Below are 25,520 nucleotides of genomic sequence, written 5' to 3'. Positions count from 1 at the left end.
CTGCCGTAGGCTGTGTTCCCGCGCCGTGCTACGTCGACCAGGCATAGGCTTAGACGGCCTCGTTGGACTCGTCCTCGAATGCAGCGAAGAGCGGTTCATCCTGGACGATTTCCTGCTCGGCGATGAACTCGTAGCTCATCAGGCCTTCAGCGATTTCACGCAGGGCGACAACGGTAGGCTTGTCGTTTTCCCACTGGACCAGTGGCTCTTTGCCGCCGGTGGCCAGTTGACGGGCACGCTTGGTAGAGAGCATGACCAGCTCAAAGCGGTTTTCCACGTGTTCTAGGCAGTCTTCAACGGTTACGCGGGCCATGGTATTCCTCGGAGCGAATGCAATATGCGCGCTGCCCGGTTGGGCGAGCGGACTCAACAGTTTAAAAAATCACCAGCGATTAGGGAAGCGCTGATTTTTTGACCAGACCCTTCAACGCGCTGCAAGCACCAATGTAAAGCGCTTGCAGCGGTTTTGGGAAGTGCTGATTAACCGAGCAATTCGGCCAGCAATTTGCCGAAACGCACTTGCTGGCGTTTCTGTTGCAGCTGATTGGCGCGGAAAATCGCCTTCAGATCGTCCAGCGCGTGGGCGAAATCGTCGTTGATGATCAGGTAGTCGTACTCGACATAGTGACTCATCTCGCTGACCGCTTCGCGCATCCGACCGTCGATGATCTCGTCGCTGTCCTGACCGCGGTTGGTCAGGCGCTGGTGCAGGGCCTGCAACGACGGCGGCAGAATGAAGATCGAACGGGCCTGCGGCATCAGCTTGCGCACTTGCTCGGCGCCTTGCCAATCGATTTCCAGAATCAGGTCGTGACCTTCGTCCAGGGTTTGCTGCAGGCGGCTTTGCGAGGTGCCGTAGAAGTTGCCGAAGACTTCGGCGCGCTCAAGGAAGTCACCGTGCTCGCCCATCTTCACGAATTCTTCGCGGGATACGAAGTGATAGTTCACGCCGTCCACTTCACCCGGGCGCATGGCGCGGGTGGTGTGGGAGATCGAGACGCGGATCTCCGGGTTGGCATCGGTCAAAGCCTTGACCAGGCTGCTCTTGCCTGCGCCCGATGGGGCGGAAATGATGTACAGGGTGCCGGTGCTGTGGGTCATGTCTGTTGCCTTACTCAATATTCTGCACTTGTTCGCGCATCTGCTCGATCAACACCTTGAGGTTGACGGCGGCCTGGGTGCTGCGCGGGTCGAAGGCCTTGGAGCCCAGTGTGTTGGCTTCGCGGTTGAGTTCCTGCATCAGGAAGTCCAGGCGCCGCCCGGCTGCGCCGCCGGACTTGAGCACCCGGCGAACTTCGATGATGTGGGTGCTCAGGCGATCCAGTTCTTCGGCCACATCGCTCTTTTGCGCGAGCATGACCATTTCCTGTTCCAGGCGCTGCGGGTCCAGCTCGGCCTTCATGTCGGCGAAGCGGTCGAGGACTTTCTGGCGCTGGGTGGCGAGCATCTGCGGAACCAGCTCGCGCAGGGTCACGACGTCTTCTTCAATCGAGGTCAGGCGCTCGTTGATCAGGCGAGCCAGCTCCGCGCCTTCGCGCTCGCGGCCGGCCTTGAGTTCCTTGAGGCCTTGATTGAACAGTGCCAGGGCCTCGGCGTTCAGCGCCTGTGGATCGGTCGCGTCGGCCACCAGTACGCCGGGCCAGGCCAGCACTTCCAGTGGATTCAGCGCCGCCGGGTTCTTGATCAGGCCAGCAACGGTTTCGGCAGCGGCGACCAGTTGCGCGGCGCGCTCGCGATCAACTTGCAGTGGTTTGCCGGTGCTTTCTTCGGTAAAGCGCAGGGTGCATTCCAGTTTGCCTCGCGACAGCCCCTGGCGCAGTGCTTCGCGCACGGCGCCTTCGAGGTCGCGGAACGACTCCGGCAGGCGCAGGTGCGGTTCCAGGTAGCGGCTGTTGACCGAGCGCAGTTCCCAGCTCAGGGTGCCCTGGACGCCGGCTTTCTCGACGCGGGCGAAGGCGGTCATGCTGTGCACCATGGCGGTGACCTCGCAATGCAGATCGGCTCGCCAAGAACATCCCGCAAGCTCGATATCAATGAATTTAAGCCGACTGGCAGCAAAGGCGCAGGATTGTAGCGCAGTGCAGCGGATGCGCCCAAACACACGGTGTGACAAAGGGCTGCAGGCCGTCGGTTATGCGCGTTTCAGGGCCCTGGGTCGACGACCGGAATTTTTAACCCGTGCCCAGGCACGGTGCAGCGCTCTATAATGCTCGGCAGTTTTCCGTCCCCAGTACAGGTATTCCCTATGAAACGTCCAAGTGGTCGCGTTGCCGATCAGCTCCGCTCGATCCGCATTACCCGCAACTACACCAAACACGCCGAGGGATCCGTACTGGTCGAATTCGGTGATACCAAAGTCATCTGCACCGTCAGCGTCGAAAACGGCGTGCCGCGTTTCCTCAAAGGCCAGGGCCAGGGCTGGTTGACTGCCGAATACGGCATGCTGCCGCGCGCCACCGGCGAGCGTAACCAGCGTGAAGCCAGCCGTGGCAAGCAGGGCGGCCGCACCCTGGAAATTCAGCGCCTGATCGGTCGTTCCCTGCGCGCTGCGCTGGACATGTCCAAGCTGGGCGACGTGACCCTGTACGTCGACTGCGACGTGATCCAGGCTGACGGCGGCACCCGTACCGCGTCGATCACCGGCGCCATGGTGGCACTGGTCGATGCACTGAAAGTGATCAAGAAGCGCGGCGGCCTGAAAGGCGGCGACCCGCTCAAGCAAATGATCGGCGCGGTGTCGGTTGGCATGTATCAGGGCGAGCCGGTGCTGGATCTGGACTATCTTGAAGACTCTGCCGCCGAGACCGACCTCAACGTGGTGATGACCAGCACCGGTGGTTTCATCGAAGTGCAGGGCACCGCCGAAGGCGCACCGTTCCAGCCTGAAGAGCTGAACGCCATGCTGGAACTGGCCAAGAAAGGCATGAACGAAATCTTCGAACTGCAACAGGCTGCACTGGCCGACTGAGCAGGTTCGTAACCCGCAAGGAGGACGCGATGAGTGATGAGCAAGAGTTACTGCCCAAACCGAGCCAGGAAGTTCGTCAGTGGGCGATGTTTTGTCACTTGTCCGCCTTGCTGGGGATCTGGATTCCGTTCGGCAACCTGATCGGGCCGCTGATCCTTTGGCAGATGAAGCGCGAGACCGATCCGTTCATCGATGCCCAAGGCAAGGAGGCGCTGAATTTTCAGATCACCGTGGCGATTGCGGCAGCGATCTGTCTGCTGCTGATGGTGTTGATCATCGGCTTCTTCCTGCTGGGTCTGCTGGCCATCGGCGCGCTGGTGCTGACGATCATTGCCGGGGTGAAGGCCAATGACGGCTTCCCCTACCGTTACCCGTTCACCTGGCGCCTGATCAAATAACAACCAGCGACGTTTTCCCCTTGTGGGAGCGGGCTTGCTCGCGAATGCGATGGGTCATTCAGCATTAATATCGACTGACACGAAGCCTTCGCGAGCCAGCCCGCTCACACAGAAAAATCAGCGCGCACAAAAAAGCCGACAGCGATGTCGGCTTTTTTGCATCCACGAATCGACGCTTAGATGGTCAGCGTCCAGTCGTAGTCGACGATCAGCGGCGCGTGTTGCGAGAACCTTGGCTGACGCGGCAGGCGTGCACTGCGCACGAAGCGCCGCAGGCCCGGGGTCAGGATCTGGTAGTCGAAACGCCAGCCGAGGTTAAGCATCTCGGCCTGTTCGTTGTCCGGCCACCAGCTGTACTGGTCGCCTTCGCGGCTGACTTCGCGCAACGCATCGACATAGCCCATGTTGCCGACAATCTCGTCCATCCAGGCGCGTTCTGGCGCCAAGAAGCCCGGAGATTGCTGGCTGTCGCGCCAGTTCTTGATGTCGAGCTTCTGCTGCGCAACGTACAGCGAGCCACAATAAATGTACTCGCGACGTTTGCGCCGCTGTTTGTCCAGGTACTTGCCGAAGTCGTCCATGAGCTTGAACTTCTGGTTCAAGTCCTCATCGCCGTTCATCCCCGAAGGGAGCAGCAAGGTGGCAATACTGACTTTGTCGAAATCTGCTTGCAGGTAGCGCCCGTAGCGGTCGGCCGTCTCGAAACCGAGACCGCTGATGACAGCCTTCGGTTGCAACCGCGAATACAAAGCCACGCCGCCTTGGGCAGGGACTTCAGCATCGCAGGCATAAAGGAAGTAGCCGTCCAGTTGGAAGGCTGGGTCATCCAGTTCAAAGGCGGAGGCACGGGTGTCCTGCAGGCAGATGACGTCGGCATTCTGAGCCTGCAGCCAACTGAGCAAACCACGCTCGACTGCAGCCTGAATACCATTGACGTTCACACTGATGATCCGCATAAATGGCCCCAAAAATCGCGTGCGTGTATGATACACGGCGTCAAGCTAATTAGCTAAATCCGTGGTATTTGGGGTTTTTTTCATGCAAGCGTATCAGCGCGATTTCATTCGTTTTGCCATCGATCGCGGCGTTTTGCGCTTCGGTGAGTTCACCCTGAAGTCCGGGCGCACCAGTCCTTACTTCTTCAACGCCGGCCTGTTCAACTCGGGTTCCGCGCTGGCGCAGCTGGGTCGTTTCTACGCCGCAGCCATCGCCGAGAGCGGTATTCCCTTCGACGTGCTGTTCGGCCCGGCCTACAAAGGCATCCCGCTGGCGGCGACCACCGCCGTGGCGCTGGCCGAGCACCATAACCGTGACCTGCCATGGTGTTTCAACCGCAAGGAAGCCAAGGCTCACGGCGAGGGCGGCAGCCTGGTCGGCGCGCCGCTGACCGGTGACGTGCTGATCATTGACGACGTGATCACCGCCGGCACCGCGATCCGCGAAGTGATGCAGATCATCGCTTCCCAGGACGGCGCCAAGGCTGCCGGCGTGCTGATCGCCCTGAACCGTCAGGAGCGTGGCAACGGTGAATTGTCGGCGATTCAGGAAGTCGAGCGTGATTTCGGTATCCCGGTGATCAGCATCGTTTCGCTGAATCAGGTACTGGAATTCCTGGCAGACGACCCGCAGCTCAAGCAGCACCTGCCAGCCGTTGAAGCCTATCGCGCCCAGTTCGGCGTATAACTGCAAAATATTGTAGTAGCGAGCCTGCTCGCGAAGAGGGCCTCACATTCAACATAGATGTGAGGCAAAGACCCCTTTCGCGAGCAAGCTCGCTCCCACAAAATTTGCGGTGATAAAAAAGACCCCGCTCAGCCAGGCTGAGCGGGGTCTTTTTGTTTGCGCTACCGCTTACGGACGCTTGCGATTGCTGATCAGCGTGCCCACACCGGTATCGGTGAAGATTTCCAGCAGGATCGCGTTCGGCACGCGACCGTCGATGATCAGCGAGCTGCCCACACCGCCCTGAACCGCTTCCAGTGCGCAGCGGATCTTCGGCAGCATGCCGCCGTAGATGGTGCCGTCGGCGATCAGGTCATCGACCTGCTGGGTGCTCAGGCCGGTCAGGACCGTGCCCGACTTGTCCATCAGGCCGGCGATGTTGGTCAGCAGCATCAGCTTTTCGGCTTTCAGCGCTTCGGCAACCTTGCCGGCCACCAGGTCAGCGTTGATGTTGTACGACTCGCCGTTCTCACCGACGCCGATTGGCGCGATCACCGGGATGAAGTTGCCCTTGACCAGCAGGTTCAGCAGTTCGGTGTTGATCCCGACTACTTCGCCCACCTGACCGATGTCGATGATTTCCGGCTGGGTCATCTCCGGGGTCTGGCGGGTGACGGTCAGTTTCTTCGCGCGAATCAGCCCGGCGTCTTTACCGGTCAGACCGATGGCGCTGCCGCCGTGGCGGTTGATCAGGTTGACGATGCTTTTGTTGACCTGGCCGCCGAGGACCATTTCCACCACGTCCATGGTCGCGGCGTCGGTGACGCGCATGCCGTCGACAAAGTGGCTTTCGATCGACAGACGCTTGAGCAGATCACCGATCTGCGGGCCGCCGCCGTGAACCACCACCGGGTTGATGCCCACGGCTTTCATCAAGACGATGTCGCGGGCGAAGCCGGTTTTCAGCTCCTCGCTTTCCATCGCGTTGCCGCCGTATTTGATCACCAGGGTCTTGCCGACATAACGTCGGATGTAAGGCAACGCTTCGGACAGGACCTGGGCGGTGTGGGCGGCGGCTTCGCGTTCAAGGGTCATTCAGGGCTCCGGGTGAATCAGAACGGTAGTTGGAGATCAGGTGCAACGCGTTTCAGTTGGGCGTGGAACACATCCTTGATGCGCTGCAATTGCGCCTCGTCATCGGCCTCGAAGCGCAGCACCAGCACCGGCGTGGTGTTGGATGCGCGCACCAGGCCCCAGCCTTCGGCGTAATCGACCCGCACGCCGTCAATGGTGGTCAGGTCAGCGCCTGGGCCCCACTGTGCGTCGTGCAGTGCATCAATGATGCTGAATTTGCTCTCTTCGGTCACATGGATATTGATTTCCGGCGTAGAAATATCGTTCGGGAAGGTCGCAAACAGCTCCTCGGCGGTGGATTTTTCCTTGCTGAGGATCTCCAGCAGGCGCGCGGCGCTGTAGATGCCATCGTCGAAACCGAACCAGCGCTCCTTGAAGAAGATGTGCCCGCTCATCTCGCCGGCCAATAGAGCACCGGATTGTTTCATTTTCTTTTTGATCAACGAATGACCGGTTTTCCACATTAGCGGGCGACCGCCGTATTCCTTGATCAGCGGCACCAGACGGCGGGTGCATTTGACGTCGAAGATGATTTCCGCGTCCGGGTTGCGCGCGACCACGTCACGGGCAAACAGCATCAGCAGGCGATCCGGGTAGACGATGCTGCCGGTGTTGGTCACCACGCCGACACGGTCACCGTCGCCATCGAAAGCCAGGCCGATATCGGCGTTGGTTTCCTTGACCTTGGCGATCAGGTCGACGAGGTTTTCAGGCTTGCCAGGGTCCGGGTGATGGTTGGGGAAGTTGCCATCGACTTCGCAGAACAGCGGGATGACTTCGCAGTTCAATGCTTCGATCAGTTGCGGGGCGATCACGCCGGCTGCGCCGTTACCGCAGTCGACTACGACTTTCATGCGTCGGGCCAGCTTGACGTCCTGGACGATTTCGGTGGTGTAGCGGTCGAGGATCTCGACCTGGGTCACGCTGCCCTGACCGCTGGTCAGGTCATTGGTCTTGATGCGCTCGTGCAACACCTGGATCTGTTCGTTGGCGAGAGTGTCACCTGCGATCACGATCTTGAAACCGTTGTAATTCGACGGGTTATGGCTGCCGGTGAGCATCACCCCCGACTTGCCGGCCAGTACGTTGGCCGCGTAATACAGTGCCGGGGTCGGCACCAGGCCGACATCGCTGACATGGCAGCCGCTTTCGGCGATACCGCGGATCAGCTCGGCCACCAGTTCCGGGCCGGACAGTCGGCCGTCGCGGCCGACCGACACGTTCGGTTCGCCCTGGGCCAGGCTCTGCGAGCCGATGGCGCGGCCGATCCAGTAAGCGGTTTCGGCATTGAGGAATTCCGGCACGGTGCCACGAATGTCATAGGCGCGGAAGATGCTGTCGGGAAGCTTCGGGGCGATCTTGGCTGGGGTGCTCATCTGCACAAATGCTCCATCTCGAAAGTGGCGGGACACACCGGCGATTCATTCGACGGCAGGCTCAAACTGAAGGGTATGACGGCGTTTTCCACGCAGAGTTCGTGGTATGAAAGGGCCATGACGCCTTGTCGGGCGTGGCTTTGGTCCGCCAAAACCTTGATTTTCGGTGCTAAACCGCGCAGATGACAATTTCAATTTGTGGTGAGGAAGAGCCTCCCTCACCACGCCCGCTGTCTACCTGATTATTTAGTGCCGGTATGGCCGAAACCGCCGGTACCGCGTTCGGTTTCAACGAACTCTTCGACCATTTCGAAATGCGCCTGCACCACCGGCACCAGCACCAATTGCGCCAGGCGTTCGCCGACGGTCATGGTGAAGTCGGTCTGACCACGGTTCCAGCAGGACACCATCAGCGGGCCTTGATAATCGGAGTCGATCAGGCCGACGAGGTTGCCCAGCACGATGCCGTGCTTATGGCCCATGCCCGAGCGCGGCAGGATCAGCGCGGCGAGATTCGGGTCGCCGATGTACACCGACAGTCCGGTCGGGATCAGCACGGTTTCACCCGGCTTGATGACGATGTCCTGTTCCAGCATGGCGCGCAGGTCGAGGCCGGCGGAGCCTGGCGTTGCGTATTGCGGCAGCGGGAATTCGGTACCGATGCGTGGGTCGAGGATCTTGGCTTGCAAAGCGTGCATGTAAATTAAACCTGGTTCAGACGTTCGGCGATAAAAGTGACCAGTTGGCGAGCGATCTTGCTCTTGCTGGTCTGGGCGAAAACCGTGGCGTGCAGCTCACGGTCAATCACGCTGCAGGCGTTTTCTTCGCTGTTGAAACCGATGCTCGGGTTGGCGACGTCGTTGGCGACGATCAAATCGAGATTCTTGTCTTTCAGCTTGCGTGCAGCGTAGTCGAGCAGGTGTTCGGTCTCGGCAGCGAAGCCGACACTGAACGGACGGTCGGGGCGGGTTGCGATGGTGGCCAGGATGTCCGGGTTGCGCACCATTTGCAGGACGAAGCCGTCGCCGCTTGTAGGGTCTTTCTTGAGTTTTTGCGGGGCAACGACTTCCGGACGGTAGTCCGCCACCGCTGCCGAGGCGATGAACACGTCACACGGGATGGCCGATTCGCACGCCGCGAGCATGTCGCGGGCGCTGACCACGTCGATGCGCGTAACGCGATCCGGAGTCGGCAGGTGCACCGGGCCGCTGATCAGCGTCACGCGGGCACCGGCTTCCACGGCGGCTTCGGCCAGGGCAAAGCCCATTTTGCCGGAGCTGTGGTTGGTGATGTAGCGCACCGGGTCGATGTTTTCCTGGGTCGGGCCGGCAGTGATCACCACGTGCTTGCCGGTCAGCGCCTGACGCTGGAAGCAATCCGCCGCGCATTGGGCCAGGTCGGTGGCCTCCATCATCCGGCCCATGCCGACGTCGCCGCAGGCCTGGCTGCCGGAGGCCGGGCCGAAGGTCTTCAGGCCACGGCTTTCCAGGAGTTGCAGGTTGGCCTGGGTCGCCGGGTCGCGCCACATCGCCTGGTTCATCGCCGGAGCGACGGCCACTACAGCGTCGGTGGCCAGCACCAGGGTGGTCAGCAAATCGTTGGCGATGCCTTGGGCCAGGCGGGCGATCAGGTCGGCAGTGGCCGGGGCAATCAGCACCAGATCGGCCCATTTGGCCAGCTCGATGTGGCCCATCGCCGCTTCGGCGGCCGGGTCGAGCAAATCCAGGTGAACCGGGTGCCCGGAGAGGGCCTGCATGGTCAGCGGGGTGATGAACTCGGCGCCGCCATGGGTCATGACCACGCGCACTTCGGCGCCCTGGTCGATCAGGCGACGAACCAGATCGGCGCTCTTGTAGGCCGCGATGCCGCCGCCGACGCCCAGAACGATGCGTTTCCGATACAGCCGCTGCATAGGTCTGCCTTTCATTTCGTGGGTGACATACGTGGCGAAACCCCCTCCCCAGGGTGACTTCGCCCGCAAAAAAGATGGGCTACGATATCACAGCGACCGCTACGGAACAGCGGCGCTCACAGACAAGGAACGTGTATGAGTATTCGCGATTGGCCTGCGGCGGAACGGCCGCGGGAAAGGTTACTTGAACAGGGTTCTGCGAGCCTCTCGGACGCCGAGTTACTGGCGATTTTTTTGCGCACGGGAGTTGTTGGAAAAAGCGCAGTGGACTTGGCGCGACACTTGTTGAATCAGTTCGGCAGCCTGCGTTTGTTGCTTGAGGCCGATCAGGAAGCATTCAGCAAACAGTTAGGTTTGGGGCCCGCAAAGTTTGCACAGTTGCAGGCTGCTCAAGAAATGAACCGGCGGTATCTGGCTGAGCGCACACGCAGAGAGCCGGCGCTGGAGAATCCGCAGGCGGTTCGGGATTACCTGAAATCGATGCTACGCCACGAGCCGCACGAGGTGTTTGGTTGCCTGTTTCTGGACTCCAAGCATCAAGTATTGACGTTCGAGGCGCTGTTTCGTGGCTCGATCGACAACACCAGTGTGCATCCACGTGAAGTGGTGAAACGTGCCTTGGCGAACAATGCCGCGGCCGTGATCCTCTGCCACAACCATCCGTCGGGCAATACCGATCCCAGTCAGGCGGACAGGCAACTGACCAAGCGTTTGCAGAAGGCGCTGGAGCTGATTGATGTGCGGGTGCTCGATCACTTCATCGTCGGCGATGGCGAGCCGCTGTCGATGGCGGAGTGTGGCTGGATGTAACTTTCAAGAACAAACGCCACCCCCTGTGGGAGCGGGCTTGCTCGCGAAGGCGGTGGGTCAGTCACTAAAAATGTTGGCTGATCCGACGCATTCGCGAGCAAGCCCGCTCCCACTGGGGGCTGTGTTGTGGCGGGTTATTTCAGGGTGACCCTGGAATAGTCCTGACGGCCAAACGGGCTGACGGAGTAACCCTGCACGTCCTTGCGCGTCAGCGCATACGCCGTCGGATGCGCCAGCGGCAGCCACAGCGCCTGCTGCTGAATCTGCGCCTGCGCCTGCTCGTACAGCTTGGTGCGCACACCTTGTTCGCTGGTGGTCTTGCCGGCGCTGATCAGCTTGTCCAGGTCGGCGTTGCAGTAGCGGGCGAAGTTGGTGCCGGACTTGACCGCCGCACAGGAAAACTGCGGTGTAAGGAAGTTGTCCGGGTCGCCGTTGTCGCCGGCCCAGCCCATGAACAACAGGTCATGCTCGCCGGCCTTGGCGCGGCGAATCAGTTCGCCCCATTCGATCACGCGGATTTCCGCCTGGATGCCGATTTCTGCCAGGTCCGATTGCAGCAGCTGGGCGCCCAGGCTCGGGTTCGGGTTGAGCAGGCTGCCGGACGGTCGGGTCCAGATGGTGGTCTGAAAACCGTCCTTGAGTCCGGCCTTGGCCATCAGTGCCTTGGCCTTGGCCACGTCGTGAGGATAGCCCGGCAGGTTCTTCGCGTAGCTCCAGGTGTTTGGCGGGTAAGGGCCGCTGGCCGGTTCTGCGGTGTCTTCGAACACGGCTTTGACGTAGTTGGCCTTGTCGAAGGCAAGATTGATCGCCTGGCGGACTTCCGGCTTGTCCAGCGGAGGGTGCTGGCTGTTGATGCCGACGAAGGCGGTCATGAAGGCGTCAGTCTTTTCCACTTTCAGCGTCGGCTCTTGCTGCGCCGCCTTCACGTCCAGCGGTTTTGGCGAAAGCGCGATCTGGCACTCGTTGCGTCGCAGCTTTTGCAGGCGCACGTTGGCGTCCGGGGTGATGGCGAAGATCAGCGGGTCGACCGCAGGCTTGCCGCCGAAGTAGTCCGGGTTGGCCTTGTAGCGTACCGAGGCGTCTTTCTGGAAGCGCGTGAACACGAACGGGCCGGTGCCGACCGGCTGGCTGTTGAGCTTGTCGGTCGCGTCGGCCTTGAGCAATTTGTCGGCGTATTCGGCGGAATAAATGGAGGCGAAGCCCATGCTCAGGGTTGCGAGGAACGTCGAGTCCGGGTGGTCGAGGGTGAAGCGCACGGTCAACGGGTCGAGTGCGTCGATCTTCTTGATCAGCGCCGGCAACTGCATGGACTGGGCGTGCGGGAAGCCGCTTTGCGCCACTTTGTGCCATGGGTTGGCCGGATCAAGCATGCGGTCGAAGCTGAACTTGACGTCTTCGGCGCTCAGGGTGCGGGTCGGCTTGAAATAGTCAGTGCTGTGAAACTTCACCTGCGGGTGCAGTTTGAACACGTAGCTCAGGCCATCGGTGCTGACTTCCCAGCTGTCGGCCAGGCTGGGCACGACTTTGCCGCTGGCAGTGTCGAAGTCCACGAGGCGGTTCATCAGTACATCGGCCGAAGCATTGGTGGTGGTCAGCGAGTTGTATTGCACCACGTCGAACCCTTCAGGGCTGGCCTCGGTGCAGACGCTCAGGGCGGCAGCCTGGGCCAGAGGGCTCAGCAGAAGCGGGGCGAGCAACAGGGGTAGGGCAGCGAGGCGCATGGTCGGCTTCCTTTACAGATCGAAGGCCATCTGCAGGTGCAGTCTGGAAAAGGGTTACCCTAGAGGGCTGGATTGCAAATGACTATCCCCTTTTTGCATTTTTGGGGCAGCGCAGTGGCGTTTTTCAGACCGCGGCGCGTGGCGAAAAGTCGGAAACGCCCTGGAGAGCGGTTTTCTGCGACGAGTGGTCAAAACTCGCGGCAGCCTTTATCCAAAGCGTCCGCAGCCGGAAAAAGCGCCTTTTTGCCGGTTGATTGCACATCCATTGTTGTTGCACCCCGGTCTTTCTGGTATAAAGCAGCGCTCTTTTCTAGGGGCCCGGTTCCTTCACTGTAGGTGTAGCCGGTAAGACCTCTAAAGAAACGCGGCGCCTGGCGCCAAATGACTGAGAGATTAAGCGGCCAACCCATGCCGGGTTGGGCATGTGGTTTTAGAGGGCTGAGGCATGTCGAGAGTATGTCAAGTTACCGGTAAGGGTCCGGTAACCGGGAATAACATTTCCCACGCAAACAACAAAACCCGTCGTCGTTTCCTGCCGAACCTGCAGCATCACCGCTTCTGGGTTGAAGAAGAGAAACGTTTTGTGCGTCTGCGCGTATCTGCCAAAGGCATGCGCATCATCGACAAGCGTGGCATCAGTGTCGTGCTCGCCGAACTTCGCCGCGATGGCAAGATTTAAGGGAGCTAATCATGCGTGAATTGATTCGTTTGATCTCGAGCGCCGGTACTGGTCACTTCTACACTACCGACAAGAACAAGCGTACTACTCCGGACAAAATCGAGATCAAGAAATATGATCCGGTTGTTCGCAAGCACGTGATCTACAAGGAAGGCAAAATCAAGTAATTGATTTTTCCCGACTTACAAAAAAGGCCCGTATCTCACGATACGGGCCTTTTTTGTTGCCTGGAGTTTTGTGCTGACTGTTGCGACGCTTTCGCGAGCAGGCTCGCTCCCACATTCGACCGCATTCCATTGTGGGAGCGAGCCTGCTCGCGAAGGGGCCGGTAATATCAGCGAAAATCCTCAGGCCTTCTGTTCAAAGATCACATAGACCTTGCGGCAAGCCTCCAGCACTTCCCAAGTGCCGCGGAACCCTGCCGGAATCACAAAGCGATCACCAACACGCAACGTCTTGGCATTGCCATCGCTGTCACGCAGCACCGAAACCCCCTGCAGGATTTCGCAATATTCATGTTCGGTGTAATTCACCGTCCATTGGCCAACCGCACCTTCCCACACGCCAACGCCCATTTGCCCACAAGGGCTTTCGTATTGATGGAACACCGCTTGTTCAGGGTCACCTTTGAGCACTTTGGCCGGGTCCGGGCGATAGCGTTCGGCTTCGCTGCTGGTCAGGCTGATGTCGACGACGTTCTGGATGTTCATTGTTGTTTTCTCCCGTGATGACGGCGCGTTGGCTTGAAAGGGCCAAAGTCTATGTTTATTAAAATGAACACCGCAAGGCCGTATAGCGCGCTTATGTCAAATATATTGAAACAACCCCGGCCGCTGGTTTAGGGTGGCGGGTGCCTTGGGCCGAAAAGCAGGCTGGCCGGGCAGCATTCCTGAAGACGACCGCGAAGAACGCGGCGCTCTATTCAACAAGAGGAGGACACTCGAATGACCACCCTGACTCGTGCCGATTGGGAACAACGCGCCCGCGACCTGAAGATCGAAGGCCGCGCCTACCTCAATGGCGAATACACCGACGCCGTCTCCGGCGAGACCTTCGAGTGCATCAGCCCGGTCGATGGCCGTCTGCTGGGCAAGATTGCCAGCTGTGATGCCGCCGACGCCCAGCGCGCTGTGGAAAATGCCCGCGCCACGTTCAATTCCGGCGTCTGGTCGCGCCTGGCGCCGACCAAACGCAAAGCCACCATGATTCGTTTCGCCGGCCTGCTCAAGCAGCACGCCGAGGAGCTGGCGCTGCTCGAAACCCTCGACATGGGCAAGCCGATCAGTGACTCGCTGTACATCGACGTGCCAGGTGCGGCGCAAGCGCTGAGCTGGAGCGGTGAGGCGATCGACAAGATCTACGACGAAGTCGCCGCCACGCCGCACGATCAACTGGGTCTGGTCACCCGCGAGCCAGTGGGCGTGGTCGGCGCCATCGTGCCGTGGAACTTCCCGTTGATGATGGCCTGCTGGAAACTGGGACCTGCGCTTTCGACCGGTAACTCGGTGATCCTCAAGCCGTCGGAAAAGTCCCCGCTGACCGCCATCCGTATCGCTGCGCTGGCCGTTGAAGCCGGTATTCCAAAAGGCGTGCTCAACGTGCTGCCGGGCTACGGTCACACCGTTGGCAAGGCGCTGGCCCTGCATAACGACGTCGACACTCTGGTGTTCACCGGTTCGACCAAGATCGCCAAGCAGCTAATGATTTACTCAGGCGAATCGAACATGAAGCGCGTGTGGCTGGAAGCCGGTGGCAAGAGCCCGAACATCGTGTTTGCCGATGCGCCGGACTTGCAGGCCGCTGCCGAATCCGCCGCCAGCGCTATCGCCTTCAATCAGGGCGAAGTCTGCACCGCCGGTTCGCGTCTGCTGGTCGAGCGTTCGATCAAGGACACATTCCTGCCGATGGTGATCGAGGCGTTGAAAACCTGGAAGCCGGGCAACCCGCTGGATCCGGCGACCAACGTCGGTGCGCTGGTCGATACCCAGCAGATGAACACCGTGCTGTCGTACATCGAATCCGGCCACACCGATGGCGCCAAACTGGTGGCTGGCGGCAAGCGCATCCTGCAGGAAACCGGTGGCACTTACGTTGAGCCGACGATCTTTGACGGCGTAAGCAACGCGATGAAGATCGCTCAGGAAGAGATCTTCGGCCCTGTGCTGTCGGTCATCGCGTTCGACACTGCCGAAGAAGCGATCCAGATCGCCAACGACACGCCGTATGGCCTGGCCGCTGCGGTATGGACCCAGGACATCTCCAAGGCGCACCTCACCGCCAAGGCCCTGCGTGCCGGCAGCGTGTGGGTCAACCAATACGACGGCGGCGATATGACTGCGCCGTTCGGTGGCTTCAAGCAGTCGGGCAACGGTCGTGACAAGTCGCTGCACGCGTTCGACAAGTACACCGAGCTGAAGGCGACGTGGATCAAGCTGTAAGCCTTTAGCGGGAGCCTGGGTCGTTCAGGCTCCCGAACATACAGAGATCCCCTGTGGGAGCGGGCTTGCTCGCGAAAGCGGCGTATCAGTCAGCACATTTGCTGAATGTGAAACCGTATTCGCGAGCAAGCCCGCTCCCACAGTGGTTTTGTGCTGCATACAAGAATATCCACAGGAGCGTGGACCATGCGTTGGGCGACGTATTTCGCCGTGTTGGCGTCTGTCTTGAGTGTCGGTCTGGCCCTGGGGGTCAGCATGCCGCTGGTGTCATTGCGCCTCGAGGGCTGGGGTTACGGCGCCTTCGCCATTGGTGTGATGGCGGCGATGCCGGCAATTGGCGTGTTGCTGGGGGCGAAGATTTCCAGCCATCTGGCGGCGCGTTTCGGCACGGCGAACCTGATGCGCCTGTGCCTGTGGGCCGGGGCGTTGTCGATCGGGTTGCTGGCGCTGTTGCCGAGTTATCCGATCTGGCTGGTCCTGCGTCTGATGATCGGGGTGATCCTGACCATCGTGTTTATCCTTGGCGAGAGCTGGATCAACCAACTGGTGGTGGAGAACTGGCGCGGGCGTCTGGTGGCGCTGTATGGCAGCAGCTATGCGTTGAGCCAACTGTCTGGTCCGCTGCTACTGGGCGCGCTCGGCACTGAGCACGATTACGGGTTTTGGGTGGGCGTCGGGCTGTTGCTGGTTTCGCCCTTGTTGTTGCTGGGGCGCAGCGGTGCGCCGAGCAGTGAAGCCAGCAGCGTGACCTTCCGCGATCTGTGGGGCTTTGCCCGCGAGTTGCCGGCGATTGCCTGGGCGGTATCGTTGTTTGCAGCATTCGAGGCGATGATCCTGACCCTGCTGCCGGTGTATTGCCTGCAGCAGGGCTTCACCGCCGAGATCGCGCTGGCGATGGTCAGCACCGTGGTGGTCGGTGACGCCCTGCTGCAATTGCCGATTGGCGCCTTGGCGGATTATCTCTCGCGGCGCACATTGTTCACCGGCTGCGCGGTGATCCTGATGTTGTCGAGCCTGGCGATCCCGCTGTTGATCGATACGCTGCTGATCTGGCCGTTGTGGGTATTGTTCGGTGCCAGCGCTGGCGGCTTGTTCACCTTGTCACTGATCCTGATCGGCGAGCGCTATCGCGACGATGCGCTGGTGCGGGCCAATGCGCACATTGCGCAGCTGTGGGGTGTTGGCTGTCTGATCGGGCCTTTGATGGCGGGGGCGGGCAGCCAATGGATCAGCGGGCATGCGTTGCCGTTGTTGATGGCGGTCGGCGCATTTGGGCTGGTGATACTGCTGATGCGCCAAGGTGCATTCGGCACCGAAGCACAGCCTGCTTGAATGCTTCCCTGTGGGAGCGGGCTTGCTCGCGAAAGCGGTGTGTCAGTCAGTACATTGACTGAATGTAAAACCGCATTCGCGAGCAAGCCCGCTCCCACAAGGGACAACCGTGATTACAGCATCCGCTCAAGGCCTACGGCGGTGCTGAACCACGCATTGAACCGCCGCCACCAGCTCCCCGGTTCCTTGGTCAGCGTGTGGGTCTGGCCGTTGTCCTCGGTCACCCAGACGATCTTCCCATCCTGCAGTTTCGCCTCGTAACTCAGCGCTGGCGCCATGCCTTGCAGGGCCAGTTCGCGCACGTGTTCGGCCAGTTCCGGGCTGTCGACCAGAACCCCGACTTCGGTGTTCCACAGCACCGAGCGCGGGTCGAAGTTGAACGAGCCGATAAACGCCTTCTGCCGGTCGAATATCATCGCCTTGCTGTGCAGGCTGGAATCCGAGCCACGAAACGACTTGCTGTAAAACAGATGCGGGCCGCTGCCGTAGTTATCCCCAGGCTGACGGCGCAGTTCATACAGCTTCACCCCGTGTTCCAGCAGCGCCTTGCGGTATGGCGCATAACCGCCGTGCACCGCCGGCACGTCGGTGGCTTCCAGTGAGTTGGTCAGCAGGCTCACCGACACCCCGGCGTCGGCGCGCCCGGTCAGGTACACCAGCCCCGGCTGACCGGGCACGAAGTACGCCGAGATCATGATCAGCTCTTTGTTGACGCCTTTGAGCTCCGGCGCCAGTTGCGTGGTCAGCAGCAGTTGCGGGTCCGGTTCGTCCTTGGCCAGCACCTTGCTCGGCGCATCCCACAGCGCCTGGTTCCAGGCCCAGATCAGTTCCTTGCGCCAGACATCCATGCGCGGTGCGGTCTTGAACGTCATCAGCTGTTGATACAGCGCGTGATTCTGTTTGCGGGTTTCATCCAGCGATTCTTCCAGGCGCGTGCGAGTGTTCTGCAAGTCCTTGGCGGTCGGTTTGCTGGAGAGGAACTCGTTGATCGGCTTGCTCAGCGCACTGTTCCAGTACTGGTCGAAACTGTGCCCGAGTTGCTCGGCCACAGGTCCCACACTGAGCATGTCGATGTCGGTGAAGTTCAGGTTCGGCTCGGCATCGAAATACTCGTCACCCAGATTGCGCCCGCCGACGATGGCCACGCTGTTGTCCGCCAGGAACAATTTGTTGTGCATGCGCCGGTGCTGCAGCGACAGGTTGAACAAGCGTCCGGCGGCGCGGGTCACGCCGGTGCTGCGGCCCAGGTGCAGAGGGTTGAACAGGCGGATCTGGATCTGTGGATGCGCCGCCAGCGTGGCGATGATCGTGTCGAGGCCGTCGCTGGTGGTGTCGTCGAGCAGGATGCGTACGCGCACGCCACGGTCGGCCGCTTTGAGCAGTTCCTCCACAAGCATCCGTGTGCTGACGCCGTCATGGACGATGTAGTACTGCAAGTCGAGGCTGGTCTGCGCGTTGCGGATCAGCTCGGCGCGGGCGGTGAATGCTTCGGTGCTGTTGGACAGCAGGCGGAAACCTGAGCGGCCCTGATAGGGCGCGGCCTGGGCCTGAATCGAGCGGCCGAAGCTGGAGTCTGACGCCGGCAGGGCCTGGCTTGGCTCACGCGGGACGTCGAGGCTGGCGCAGCCGCTCAGGAGCGAGGCGAACATCAGCAAAGCGAGTAGGGGCTGTCTGAAGCTCACGTAGGAACGTTCCGGTCGGCGGCAAAGGTCGGCATATGGACGCTGATCACTCGAAAAAGGTCAGTCGGCTTCGGCCAGCAATTTGATCGCGGCTGCACCGACCTTGCGCACCGCGTCTTCGATTTGCGGTGTCGGTTTGGCAGCGTAGTTCATCCGCAAGCAGTTGCGGTACTTGCCCGAGGCGGAAAAGATGCTGCCGACAGCAATCTGTACACCTTGGTCATGCAGCGCGCGATTGAGCTTCAGCGTATCGAAACCTTCGGGCAATTCGACCCACAACATGAAACTGCCCTGCGGGCGGCTGGCGCGGGTGCCGGCCGGGAAATAACGCGTGACCCAGTCGATCATTACGTCGCGATTGCGCTGGTATTGAGTGCGCATCCGCCGCAAATGCGGTTCGAAGTACCCACCTTTGAGGAATTCGGCAATGGCGATCTGCGGCTGTGGCGCGGTGGAGCCGGTGCTGATGTATTTCATGTGCAGCACTCGCTCCAGATAACGTCCCGGCGCGACCCAGCCGATGCGCAGCCCCGGCGCCAGGGTTTTGGAAAACGAACTGCAGAGCAATACCCGACCGTCCTCGTCGAAGGACTTGATCGTGCGTGGACGTGGGTAGGTGTAGGCGAGTTCGCCATACACATCGTCCTCGATGATCGCCACGTCGAAGCGCTGCGCAAGGTTGAGCAGAGCGCGCTTGCGCGACTCCGGCATGATGTAGCCCAGCGGGTTGTTGCAGTTGGGGGTGATCTGGATGACCTTGATCGGCCATTGTTCCAGCGCCAGTTCCAGCGCTTCGAGGCTGATACCGGTCAGCGGGTCGGTGGGGATTTCCAGCGCTTTCATGCCCAGCCCTTTGAGCGTTTGCATGGCGCCGTGAAAGCTCGGCGAATCCACCGCGACGATGTCACCCGGCTCGCAGATCGCGTGGATGCTGGTGGACAAGGCTTCGTGGCAACCGGTGGTGATCACCAGATCGCTGGCGCTTAACTGGCAGCCGGAATCGAGCATCAGTCGGGCGATCTGTTCGCGCAGTTCGAGGGTGCCGTGGATGTTGTCGTAATACAGGCCGGGCATGTCCTGGCGACGGCTGATTCGCGCCAGTCCGCGCAGCAGCGGTTTCATGGTTGGGGTGGTCACATCGGGCATGCCGCGACCCAGTTGCACCACGTCCTTGCGCGGCACCGCGCGAATCAGTTCCAGCACCTGATCCCACTGCGAAATCTCCACCGGCCTTTGCGCCGGGCGCCCGACCGCAGGCAGTTCCGGCAGCTCGCGCCCCACCGGCACGAAGTAGCCGGACTTGGGTTTCGGTGTGGCCAGACCGCTGTCTTCAAGCATGCGATAGGCCTGCTGCACCGTGCTGAGGCTAACCCCGTGTTCTACGCTCAAGGCGCGCACCGAAGGCAGGCGATCGCCAGGACGGTAGAAGCCTTGTTCGATGCGGGTGCCGAGCAGCTCGGCGAGGTTCACATACAGGGTCATGGCACTGCCTCGATGCAGGTGATTCGTTAAACCAGTACAGATGCGGCAAAAATCGGTGATTCAGTCTCAGGTACGGCAAATCTGTATGGGATTAATACAGATGTGTTGAATCTGTAATGCTTTTCCCGACCCGCGCATCATGGAATCTCTGGCTACCCAAGTAAACAGGAGCGACAAAAATGAACGGCTTGAGCGATGTGCGGCTGACGTTACACAGTCAGGAACTGGAGGCGGGGCAGAGGGACAGTGCGCGCAATGAGATGTTGCGCAACGCACCGTCCGGCCTGAGTCGCTGGGGCCTGTTCTGGCATCGTCTGCACACACGCAAGGCGTTGCTGAACCTGACGCCGGAGCAACTCAAGGATGTCGGGTTGACCCGCGAGCAGGCGCTGGAGGAGGGGTTGAAACCGTTCTGGCGGATCTGAATCTTCGGAGCTCATGAGGCCCATTCGCGAGCAGGCTCGCTCCCACAGGAAAATGCATTCCAATGTGGGAGCGAGCCTGCTCGCGAAGGCGTCTTAAATCGCGCCATCTATTTATCAGGCCAGCTCTTTGAGCCGATGCCACAGCATCCCCAACGCCAGCAACGGCGAGCGCAAATGCTTGCCGCCCGGGAAGGTGAGGTGCGGCACCCTGGCGAACAGATCGAACCCGCCGCTGTGCTGGCCGCTGATTGCCTCGGCCAGCAACTTGCCCGCCAGGTGTGTGGCATTCACCCCGTGCCCGGAATAGGCCTGGGCGTAATACACGTTCGGCTGATCATTGAGCCGGCCGATCTGCGGCAGACGATTGGCGCCGATGCCGATCATGCCACCCCATTGATAGTCGATCTTCACTGAAGCCAATTGCGGAAACACTTCGAGCATCTTCGGCTGCATGTACGCACCGATGTCCTTCGGATCGCGCCCCGAATAATGGCAGGCGCCGCCGAACAGCAGGCGCCGGTCCGCCGAGAGCCGGTAGTAATCCAGCGCCACCCGCTGATCGCAGACCGCCATGTTTTGCGGCAGCAGGGCGTGGGCCTGGGCTTCGCTCAGTGGCTCGGTAGCGATGATGTAACTGCCGGCGGGCAGGACTTTGCCGCTCAGTTGCGGGTTGAGGTCATTGAGGTAGGCGTTGCAGCCGAGCACCAGCGTCTTGGCGCGCACCGAGCCTTGCGCGGTGTGCACGCGAACTTCAGGGCCGTAATCGATGCGGGTGACTGCTGACTGCTCAAACAGTTTGACCCCCAGCTGCTGCGCGGCAGCGGCTTCGCCCAGCGCCAGGTTAAGCGGATGCAGATGCCCGGATCCCATGTCGATCAGGCCGCCGACATAGCGTTTGGAGCCGACCACGGTGTGCATCTCGTCGGCTTGCAGCAGGCGGGTCTCGTAGCGATAGCCGAGGCCGCGCAGTTCTTCGGCGTCTTCGGCAAAGCCTTCGAGGTCGCCGGGCTTGTTGGCGAGATCGCAGTAGCCCCAGGTCAGGTCGCACTGGATCTGGAAACGGTCGACCCGCTGACGGACGATTTCCACCGCTTCCAGGCCCATGAGTTTCATCTGGCGAACACCGTCGGCCCCGATGACGTTGGCGAACTGATCGAGACCGTGGCCGACCCCGCGAATCAACTGCCCACCGTTGCGGCCACTGGCGCCCCAGCCGATGCGGTGCGCTTCCAGCAACACCACGCTGAGGCCACGCTCGGCCAGTTCCAGTGCGGTGTTGAGCCCGGAAAACCCGCCGCCGACCACGCACACGTCTGCGATCACTTCACCCCGCAACTGCGAATGATCCGGCTGCGGCAGGCTGCTGGCGGCGTAGTAAGAGGCAACGTGGGGTTGGCTCGCGAAGGTTCGGGCGCGGGCATTCATGGGCATCGTCCAACGGCTGAGTGTCGAGAAAATTTGACGGAGCATAAGCCGCACGCCCGAAGCGGGGCAACACTGGTCGGCCGTTGCTGTCTGGATCACGGCTTTTGCGGCACAATCGCCGCCTATTTCATGTGGGTTACCGTTTCGATGAGCTGCAACCGCCAGACAATCCGCGACCTGCGTCAGCAGATCCCCACGTTCGACTGCGTGCCGGGCTGCCATGACTGCTGTGGGCCGGTGACGACCTCGCCGGAAGAAATGTCGCGCCTGCCGCGCAAGACCCGCGCCGAGCAGGATGCGGCAATGGACGAGTTGAATTGTGTGCACCTGGGGCCGGAAGGCTGCACGGTGTATGAAGAGCGGCCGTTGATCTGCCGGTTGTTTGGTACGACCAAGACGTTGCCTTGCCCGAACGGGCGAGGGCCGGTGGAGCTGATTCATCCGCGGGTTGAAAAGCAGATCTTCGAGTACATGGCTTCGAATCGGCAGGTGCTGGTTTAGCGGGTTCACTCGGCACCGTGGCGACGCATTCGCGAGCAAGCCCGCTCCCACAGGGAAATACATTTCAAATGTGGGAGCGAGCTTGCTCGCGAAGGGGGCGCCACAAACCTCAATCCGGAATCGGCAGGCTCAGGCTCTCTTTCACTTCTTCCATCACGATATAGCTTTTTGATTCGCGCACATGCGGCAACTTCAACAGAATGTCGCCCAGCAGCTTGCGGTAGGAGGCCATCTCGGAAATCCGCGCCTTTACCAGGTAGTCGAAATCCCCGGACACCAGGTGACACTCAAGCACATGCGGCAATTTCAGCACCGCGCGCCGGAACTCCTCGAAAGTATCGCCGGATTTGTAGTCGAGGCTGATCTCGACGAACACCAGCAGGCTACCTTTCAAGTGCTGCGGATTGAGCCGGGCGTTATAGCCCATGATGATCCCCTCGCGCTCCAGTCGCCGCACCCGCTCCGTACACGGCGTGGTGGACAGGCCGACCTTCTCCCCGAGTTCGGTAAACGATATCCGCCCGTCCGCCTGCAGGATCCGCAAGATATTGCGGTCGATCTTGTCCAGCTCACGTTTGGTCTGAGTGTTGGTACGCATAGGGGATGCGCCTCCGTGAAAAGGGTTTTTGCCGAGAATTGTCGCCAAATATAGGCGCTTATACAGTGAAAAGCACTGGCCATTCTTTTTTACACTGCGCGCATCATTGCTCTAACAACAGACGTACGCGGCCCTGCCGCGATGAGGGATACAAAAATGCGCGTAATGGTCTTGGGTAGCGGCGTCATCGGGACCGCCAGTGCTTACTATCTGGCCCGTGCCGGGTTTGAAGTGGTGGTGGTCGACCGGCAGCCAGCCGTGGCCATGGAGACCAGCTTCGCCAACGCCGGCCAGGTGTCGCCGGGTTATGCCTCGCCGTGGGCCGCCCCGGGCGTGCCGCTCAAGGCCATCAAGTGGTTGCTGCAACGCCACGCGCCGCTGGCGATCAAGGCCACCGCCGACATCGACCAGTACCTGTGGATGGCGCAAATGCTGCGCAACTGCACCGCCAGCCGTTACGCGGTGAACAAGGAGCGCATGGTGCGTCTGTCCGAGTACAGCCGCGACTGCCTCGACGAACTGCGTGCGGAAACCGGCATCGCCTACGAAGGCCGCAGCCTCGGTACCACCCAACTGTTCCGCACTCAGGCGCAGCTCGATGGCGCCGCCAAAGACATCGCCGTGCTGAAAGAGTCCGGTGTGCCGTTTGAAGTCCTCGACCGCGCCGGCATCGCCCGCGTCGAACCGGCCCTGGCCAATGTCACCGACATCCTCGCCGGTGCCCTGCGTCTGCCGAACGACCAGACCGGCGACTGCCAGATGTTCACCACGCGCCTGGCTGAAATGGCTGTGAAACTCGGTGTGGAATTCCGCTTCGGTCAGGACATCCAGCGCCTTGACTACGCGGGTGATCGCATCAACGGCGTGTGGATCGACGGCAAGCTGGAAACCGCCGACCGCTACGTGCTGGCCCTCGGCAGTTATTCGCCGCAACTGCTCAAGCCGCTGGGCATCAAGGCCCCGGTGTATCCGCTCAAGGGTTACTCGCTGACCGTGCCGATCACCAACCCGGACATGGCCCCGACCTCGACCATTCTCGATGAGACCTACAAGGTCGCGATCACCCGTTTCGATAACCGTATCCGCGTTGGCGGCATGGCGGAGATTGCCGGTTTTGACCTGTCGCTGAACCCGCGCCGGCGCGAAACCCTGGAGATGATCGTCAACGACCTTTATCCTCAGGGCGGCAATCTGGCCGAGGCAAGCTTCTGGACCGGTCTGCGTCCGACGACCCCGGACGGCACGCCGATCGTGGGCGCCACGCCGTTCAAGAACCTGTTCCTCAACACCGGTCACGGCACCCTGGGTTGGACCATGGCGTGCGGTTCCGGTCGTTTGCTGGCCGATCTGATGGCGAAGAAAAAACCACAGATCAGCGCCGAAGGCCTCGATATTTCCCGTTACGGCAACAAACCTCAGGAGTCTGCAAAACATGGCAATCCAGCGCCAGCTCACCAATGAGCGCATGAGTCAGATCGTCAGCCACAACGGCACCGTGTATCTGGCCGGCCAGGTCGGCGACGACTTCAACGCCGGGGTTGAGCAGCAGACCCGCGACGTGCTCGCCAACATCGAGCGTTTGCTGGATCTGGCCGGGACTGACAAGCAGCATCTGCTGTCGGCGACGATTTATCTGAACGACATCGAGGCGCACTTTGCCGGGATGAACTCGGTGTGGGACGAGTGGCTGCCCAAAGGTGCTGCACCGGCCCGTGCCACCGTCGAAGCGAAGATGGCCAAGCCGAGCATTCTGGTAGAAATCTCTATCGTCGCCGCGCTGCCGTAACCGTTTAAAGATCCCTCTCCCGGCGCTGTTGGCGGTTCACGTCGTCAGCCAGCGCCGGTTTTTCTTCCCATGACCGCCTAGAAGTCTGCCGCCATGCGTCCTGCCCGTGCCCTGATCGACCTAGAAGCCCTGCGCCACAACTACCGAATTGCCCGCGAAGTCACCGGCGCCAAGGCGCTGGCGGTGATCAAGGCTGATGCCTACGGTCACGGCGCAGTGCGTTGCGCCCAGGCGCTGGAAGCCGAAGCCGACGGATTTGCCGTCGCCTGCATCGAAGAGGCGCTGGAGCTGCGCGCCGCCGGGATCAAGGCACCGGTGTTGTTGCTCGAAGGCATCTTCGAAGCCGATGAGCTGGCGCTGATCGTCGAGCATGATTTCTGGTGTGTGGTGCATTCGCTGTGGCAGCTCGAAGCGATTGAGCAGGCGGCCTTGAGCAAACCGATCACCGTGTGGCTCAAGCTCGATTCGGGCATGCACCGTGTTGGTCTGCATCCGAAGGATTACGCGGCGGCCTACCAGCGTCTGCTGGCCAGCGGCAAAGTGGCGAAGATCGTGCTGATGAGCCATTTCGCCCGCGCCGATGAGCTGCACGAACAGAGCAGCGCCGATCAGGTCGCGGTGTTCGAGGCTGCGCGCCAGGGCCTGGCTGCCGAAGTCAGCCTGCGCAACTCGCCCGCCGTGCTCGGCTGGCCGCAGATCCACAGCGACTGGGTGCGCCCGGGCATCATGCTCTACGGCGCGACCCCGTTCGAAGAAGCCAACGCCGTGGCCGAGCGCCTGCAACCGGTGATGACCCTCGAATCGAAAGTCATCTGCGTACGTGAACTGCCCGCCGGCGAGCCGATTGGTTATGGCGCCAGGTTCATCACCGACAAACCGATGCGCATCGGCGTGGTCGCCATGGGGTATGCCGATGGCTACCCGCGTCAGGCACCGACCGGCACGCCGGTGCTGGTGGCCGGCAAGCGCAGCCGGATTCTCGGTCGCGTATCGATGGACATGCTCTGCGTCGACCTTACCGATGTGCCGGACGCCGACCTGGGTTCGACCGTTGAGCTGTGGGGCAAAAACATCCTCGCCAGCGAAGTGGCGCAGTGGGCCGACACCATTCCGTACCAGATCTTCTGCAACCTGCGTCGAGTGCCAAGGCTCTATTCCGAGGGTTGAGGCCGCTGCGGGGGCCAAGTGTTG

Annotated in this window: 26 protein-coding genes and 1 pseudogene; 13 read left to right on the top strand and 14 right to left on the bottom strand. The window is 60.9% G+C overall.

Features of this window, described 5'->3' with window-relative positions; genetic code table 11:
• Nucleotides 1–49 precede the first annotated feature (49 nt).
• The 3 genes from rpoZ to AC1UK9_RS27670 form a co-directional block, all read right to left on the bottom strand.
• A complete protein-coding gene (rpoZ, locus tag AC1UK9_RS27680) occupies nucleotides 50–313 on the bottom strand; it encodes a DNA-directed RNA polymerase subunit omega (protein WP_008030604.1) in 264 nt (87 codons plus the stop codon).
• A gap of 167 nt (nucleotides 314–480) precedes the next feature.
• A complete protein-coding gene (gene gmk / locus AC1UK9_RS27675; RefSeq protein ID WP_025112706.1) occupies nucleotides 481–1,101 on the bottom strand; it encodes a guanylate kinase in 621 nt (206 codons plus the stop codon).
• Between the two features lie 10 nt (nucleotides 1,102–1,111).
• Nucleotides 1,112–1,975, bottom strand: a complete 864-nt coding sequence (locus tag AC1UK9_RS27670; RefSeq protein WP_115986348.1) for a YicC/YloC family endoribonuclease — start codon at nucleotides 1,973–1,975, stop codon at nucleotides 1,112–1,114.
• 270 nt (nucleotides 1,976–2,245) lie between these two features.
• Between AC1UK9_RS27670 and rph the strand changes: the two genes are divergently transcribed.
• Nucleotides 2,246–2,968 carry a ribonuclease PH gene (rph, locus tag AC1UK9_RS27665; RefSeq protein ID WP_025112708.1) on the top strand — a complete coding sequence of 241 codons (723 nt, stop codon included), beginning with the start codon at nucleotides 2,246–2,248 and terminating at the stop codon, nucleotides 2,966–2,968.
• 29 nt (nucleotides 2,969–2,997) lie between these two features.
• Nucleotides 2,998–3,366: a DUF4870 domain-containing protein gene (locus AC1UK9_RS27660; protein ID WP_025112709.1), complete on the top strand. Its 369-nt coding sequence runs from the start codon at nucleotides 2,998–3,000 to the stop codon at nucleotides 3,364–3,366.
• A gap of 176 nt (nucleotides 3,367–3,542) precedes the next feature.
• Here the strand turns inward: AC1UK9_RS27660 and AC1UK9_RS27655 are convergent, their stop codons facing one another.
• Nucleotides 3,543–4,322: an exodeoxyribonuclease III gene (locus tag AC1UK9_RS27655; protein ID WP_007920349.1), complete on the bottom strand. Its 780-nt coding sequence runs from the start codon at nucleotides 4,320–4,322 to the stop codon at nucleotides 3,543–3,545.
• An 82-nt stretch (nucleotides 4,323–4,404) separates the two neighbouring features.
• Here AC1UK9_RS27655 and pyrE point away from each other — a divergent pair, with 82 nt between their 5' ends.
• Nucleotides 4,405–5,049 (top strand): orotate phosphoribosyltransferase, encoded by a 645-nt coding sequence (pyrE, locus tag AC1UK9_RS27650; protein WP_011336558.1) that lies wholly within the window; start codon nucleotides 4,405–4,407, stop codon nucleotides 5,047–5,049.
• A 168-nt stretch (nucleotides 5,050–5,217) separates the two neighbouring features.
• Here pyrE and argB read toward each other — a convergent pair whose 3' ends face one another.
• The 4 genes and pseudogenes from argB to coaBC all read right to left on the bottom strand — a co-directional run bounded on the left by argB (nucleotide 5,218) and on the right by coaBC (nucleotide 9,450).
• Nucleotides 5,218–6,123, bottom strand: coding sequence for an acetylglutamate kinase (argB, locus tag AC1UK9_RS27645; protein ID WP_003229488.1), 906 nt, complete (start codon nucleotides 6,121–6,123; stop codon nucleotides 5,218–5,220).
• Nucleotides 6,124–6,140: 17 nt separating this feature from the next.
• Nucleotides 6,141–7,517: pseudogene (locus tag AC1UK9_RS27640) on the bottom strand (phosphomannomutase/phosphoglucomutase); the annotation flags it as partial.
• A 263-nt stretch (nucleotides 7,518–7,780) separates the two neighbouring features.
• Nucleotides 7,781–8,236 (bottom strand): dUTP diphosphatase, encoded by a 456-nt coding sequence (gene dut / locus AC1UK9_RS27635; protein WP_016985816.1) that lies wholly within the window; start codon nucleotides 8,234–8,236, stop codon nucleotides 7,781–7,783.
• Nucleotides 8,237–8,241: 5 nt separating this feature from the next.
• Nucleotides 8,242–9,450, bottom strand: a complete 1,209-nt coding sequence (coaBC, locus tag AC1UK9_RS27630; protein WP_003229480.1) for a bifunctional phosphopantothenoylcysteine decarboxylase/phosphopantothenate--cysteine ligase CoaBC — start codon at nucleotides 9,448–9,450, stop codon at nucleotides 8,242–8,244.
• 135 nt (nucleotides 9,451–9,585) lie between these two features.
• On the opposite strand from coaBC, the gene radC reads away from it, so the two are divergent.
• A complete protein-coding gene (gene radC / locus AC1UK9_RS27625) occupies nucleotides 9,586–10,260 on the top strand; it encodes a RadC family protein (RefSeq protein WP_482578851.1) in 675 nt (224 codons plus the stop codon).
• Between the two features lie 134 nt (nucleotides 10,261–10,394).
• On the opposite strand, the gene AC1UK9_RS27620 is transcribed toward radC, so the two are convergent.
• Nucleotides 10,395–11,981, bottom strand: coding sequence for an ABC transporter substrate-binding protein (locus AC1UK9_RS27620; RefSeq protein WP_473013941.1), 1,587 nt, complete (start codon nucleotides 11,979–11,981; stop codon nucleotides 10,395–10,397).
• A gap of 445 nt (nucleotides 11,982–12,426) precedes the next feature.
• On the opposite strand from AC1UK9_RS27620, the gene rpmB reads away from it, so the two are divergent.
• Together rpmB and rpmG are read left to right on the top strand one after the other, a co-directional pair.
• The gene (gene rpmB / locus AC1UK9_RS27615; RefSeq protein WP_003229474.1) at nucleotides 12,427–12,660 is read left to right on the top strand and encodes a 50S ribosomal protein L28; all 234 of its coding nucleotides are present in this window, start codon (nucleotides 12,427–12,429) and stop codon (nucleotides 12,658–12,660) included.
• Between the two features lie 11 nt (nucleotides 12,661–12,671).
• Nucleotides 12,672–12,827 (top strand): 50S ribosomal protein L33, encoded by a 156-nt coding sequence (gene rpmG, locus AC1UK9_RS27610; RefSeq protein ID WP_003177274.1) that lies wholly within the window; start codon nucleotides 12,672–12,674, stop codon nucleotides 12,825–12,827.
• Nucleotides 12,828–13,007: 180 nt separating this feature from the next.
• Here the strand turns inward: rpmG and AC1UK9_RS27605 are convergent, their stop codons facing one another.
• Nucleotides 13,008–13,370: a cupin domain-containing protein gene (locus AC1UK9_RS27605; protein ID WP_025112716.1), complete on the bottom strand. Its 363-nt coding sequence runs from the start codon at nucleotides 13,368–13,370 to the stop codon at nucleotides 13,008–13,010.
• Between the two features lie 234 nt (nucleotides 13,371–13,604).
• On the opposite strand from AC1UK9_RS27605, the gene AC1UK9_RS27600 reads away from it, so the two are divergent.
• Together AC1UK9_RS27600 and AC1UK9_RS27595 are read left to right on the top strand one after the other, a co-directional pair.
• Nucleotides 13,605–15,098 carry an aldehyde dehydrogenase gene (locus AC1UK9_RS27600; RefSeq protein ID WP_016985821.1) on the top strand — a complete coding sequence of 498 codons (1,494 nt, stop codon included), beginning with the start codon at nucleotides 13,605–13,607 and terminating at the stop codon, nucleotides 15,096–15,098.
• A 186-nt stretch (nucleotides 15,099–15,284) separates the two neighbouring features.
• A complete protein-coding gene (locus tag AC1UK9_RS27595; protein WP_025112717.1) occupies nucleotides 15,285–16,430 on the top strand; it encodes an MFS transporter in 1,146 nt (381 codons plus the stop codon).
• Nucleotides 16,431–16,543: 113 nt separating this feature from the next.
• On the opposite strand, the gene AC1UK9_RS27590 is transcribed toward AC1UK9_RS27595, so the two are convergent.
• Both AC1UK9_RS27590 and AC1UK9_RS27585 read right to left on the bottom strand, forming a co-directional pair.
• On the bottom strand, nucleotides 16,544–18,112 hold the full coding sequence (locus tag AC1UK9_RS27590; RefSeq protein WP_025112718.1) for a phospholipase D family protein: 1,569 nt from the start codon (nucleotides 18,110–18,112) through the stop codon (nucleotides 16,544–16,546).
• A 60-nt stretch (nucleotides 18,113–18,172) separates the two neighbouring features.
• Nucleotides 18,173–19,594, bottom strand: coding sequence for an aminotransferase-like domain-containing protein (locus AC1UK9_RS27585; RefSeq protein ID WP_473013940.1), 1,422 nt, complete (start codon nucleotides 19,592–19,594; stop codon nucleotides 18,173–18,175).
• Nucleotides 19,595–19,773: 179 nt separating this feature from the next.
• On the opposite strand from AC1UK9_RS27585, the gene AC1UK9_RS27580 reads away from it, so the two are divergent.
• Nucleotides 19,774–20,019, top strand: coding sequence for a DUF1127 domain-containing protein (locus tag AC1UK9_RS27580; RefSeq protein WP_025112720.1), 246 nt, complete (start codon nucleotides 19,774–19,776; stop codon nucleotides 20,017–20,019).
• 114 nt (nucleotides 20,020–20,133) lie between these two features.
• Here the strand turns inward: AC1UK9_RS27580 and AC1UK9_RS27575 are convergent, their stop codons facing one another.
• Entirely contained in the window at nucleotides 20,134–21,444 is a 1,311-nt protein-coding gene (locus tag AC1UK9_RS27575; protein ID WP_482578850.1) for an NAD(P)/FAD-dependent oxidoreductase, read from the bottom strand.
• Nucleotides 21,445–21,591: 147 nt separating this feature from the next.
• Here AC1UK9_RS27575 and AC1UK9_RS27570 point away from each other — a divergent pair, with 147 nt between their 5' ends.
• Entirely contained in the window at nucleotides 21,592–21,945 is a 354-nt protein-coding gene (locus tag AC1UK9_RS27570) for a YkgJ family cysteine cluster protein (protein WP_473013938.1), read from the top strand.
• A gap of 109 nt (nucleotides 21,946–22,054) precedes the next feature.
• Here the strand turns inward: AC1UK9_RS27570 and AC1UK9_RS27565 are convergent, their stop codons facing one another.
• Nucleotides 22,055–22,543 (bottom strand): Lrp/AsnC ligand binding domain-containing protein, encoded by a 489-nt coding sequence (locus tag AC1UK9_RS27565; protein ID WP_003177284.1) that lies wholly within the window; start codon nucleotides 22,541–22,543, stop codon nucleotides 22,055–22,057.
• Nucleotides 22,544–22,699: 156 nt separating this feature from the next.
• On the opposite strand from AC1UK9_RS27565, the gene dadA reads away from it, so the two are divergent.
• The 3 genes from dadA (at nucleotide 22,700) to alr (ending at nucleotide 25,496) form a co-directional block, all read left to right on the top strand.
• The gene (gene dadA / locus AC1UK9_RS27560; RefSeq protein WP_025112723.1) at nucleotides 22,700–24,004 is read left to right on the top strand and encodes a D-amino acid dehydrogenase; all 1,305 of its coding nucleotides are present in this window, start codon (nucleotides 22,700–22,702) and stop codon (nucleotides 24,002–24,004) included.
• Complete coding sequence (locus AC1UK9_RS27555; protein ID WP_025112724.1) at nucleotides 23,976–24,329, top strand: RidA family protein; 354 nt, start codon at nucleotides 23,976–23,978, stop codon at nucleotides 24,327–24,329. Before dadA ends, AC1UK9_RS27555 begins: the two co-directional genes overlap by 29 nt.
• Nucleotides 24,330–24,422: 93 nt before the next feature.
• Nucleotides 24,423–25,496, top strand: a complete 1,074-nt coding sequence (gene alr / locus AC1UK9_RS27550; RefSeq protein WP_482578849.1) for an alanine racemase — start codon at nucleotides 24,423–24,425, stop codon at nucleotides 25,494–25,496.
• Nucleotides 25,497–25,520 lie beyond the last annotated feature (24 nt).

This window comes from Pseudomonas sp. AK-TSAG1-1 (assembly GCF_056821665.1).
This window is presented reverse-complemented; position numbering and strand designations above follow the sequence as displayed.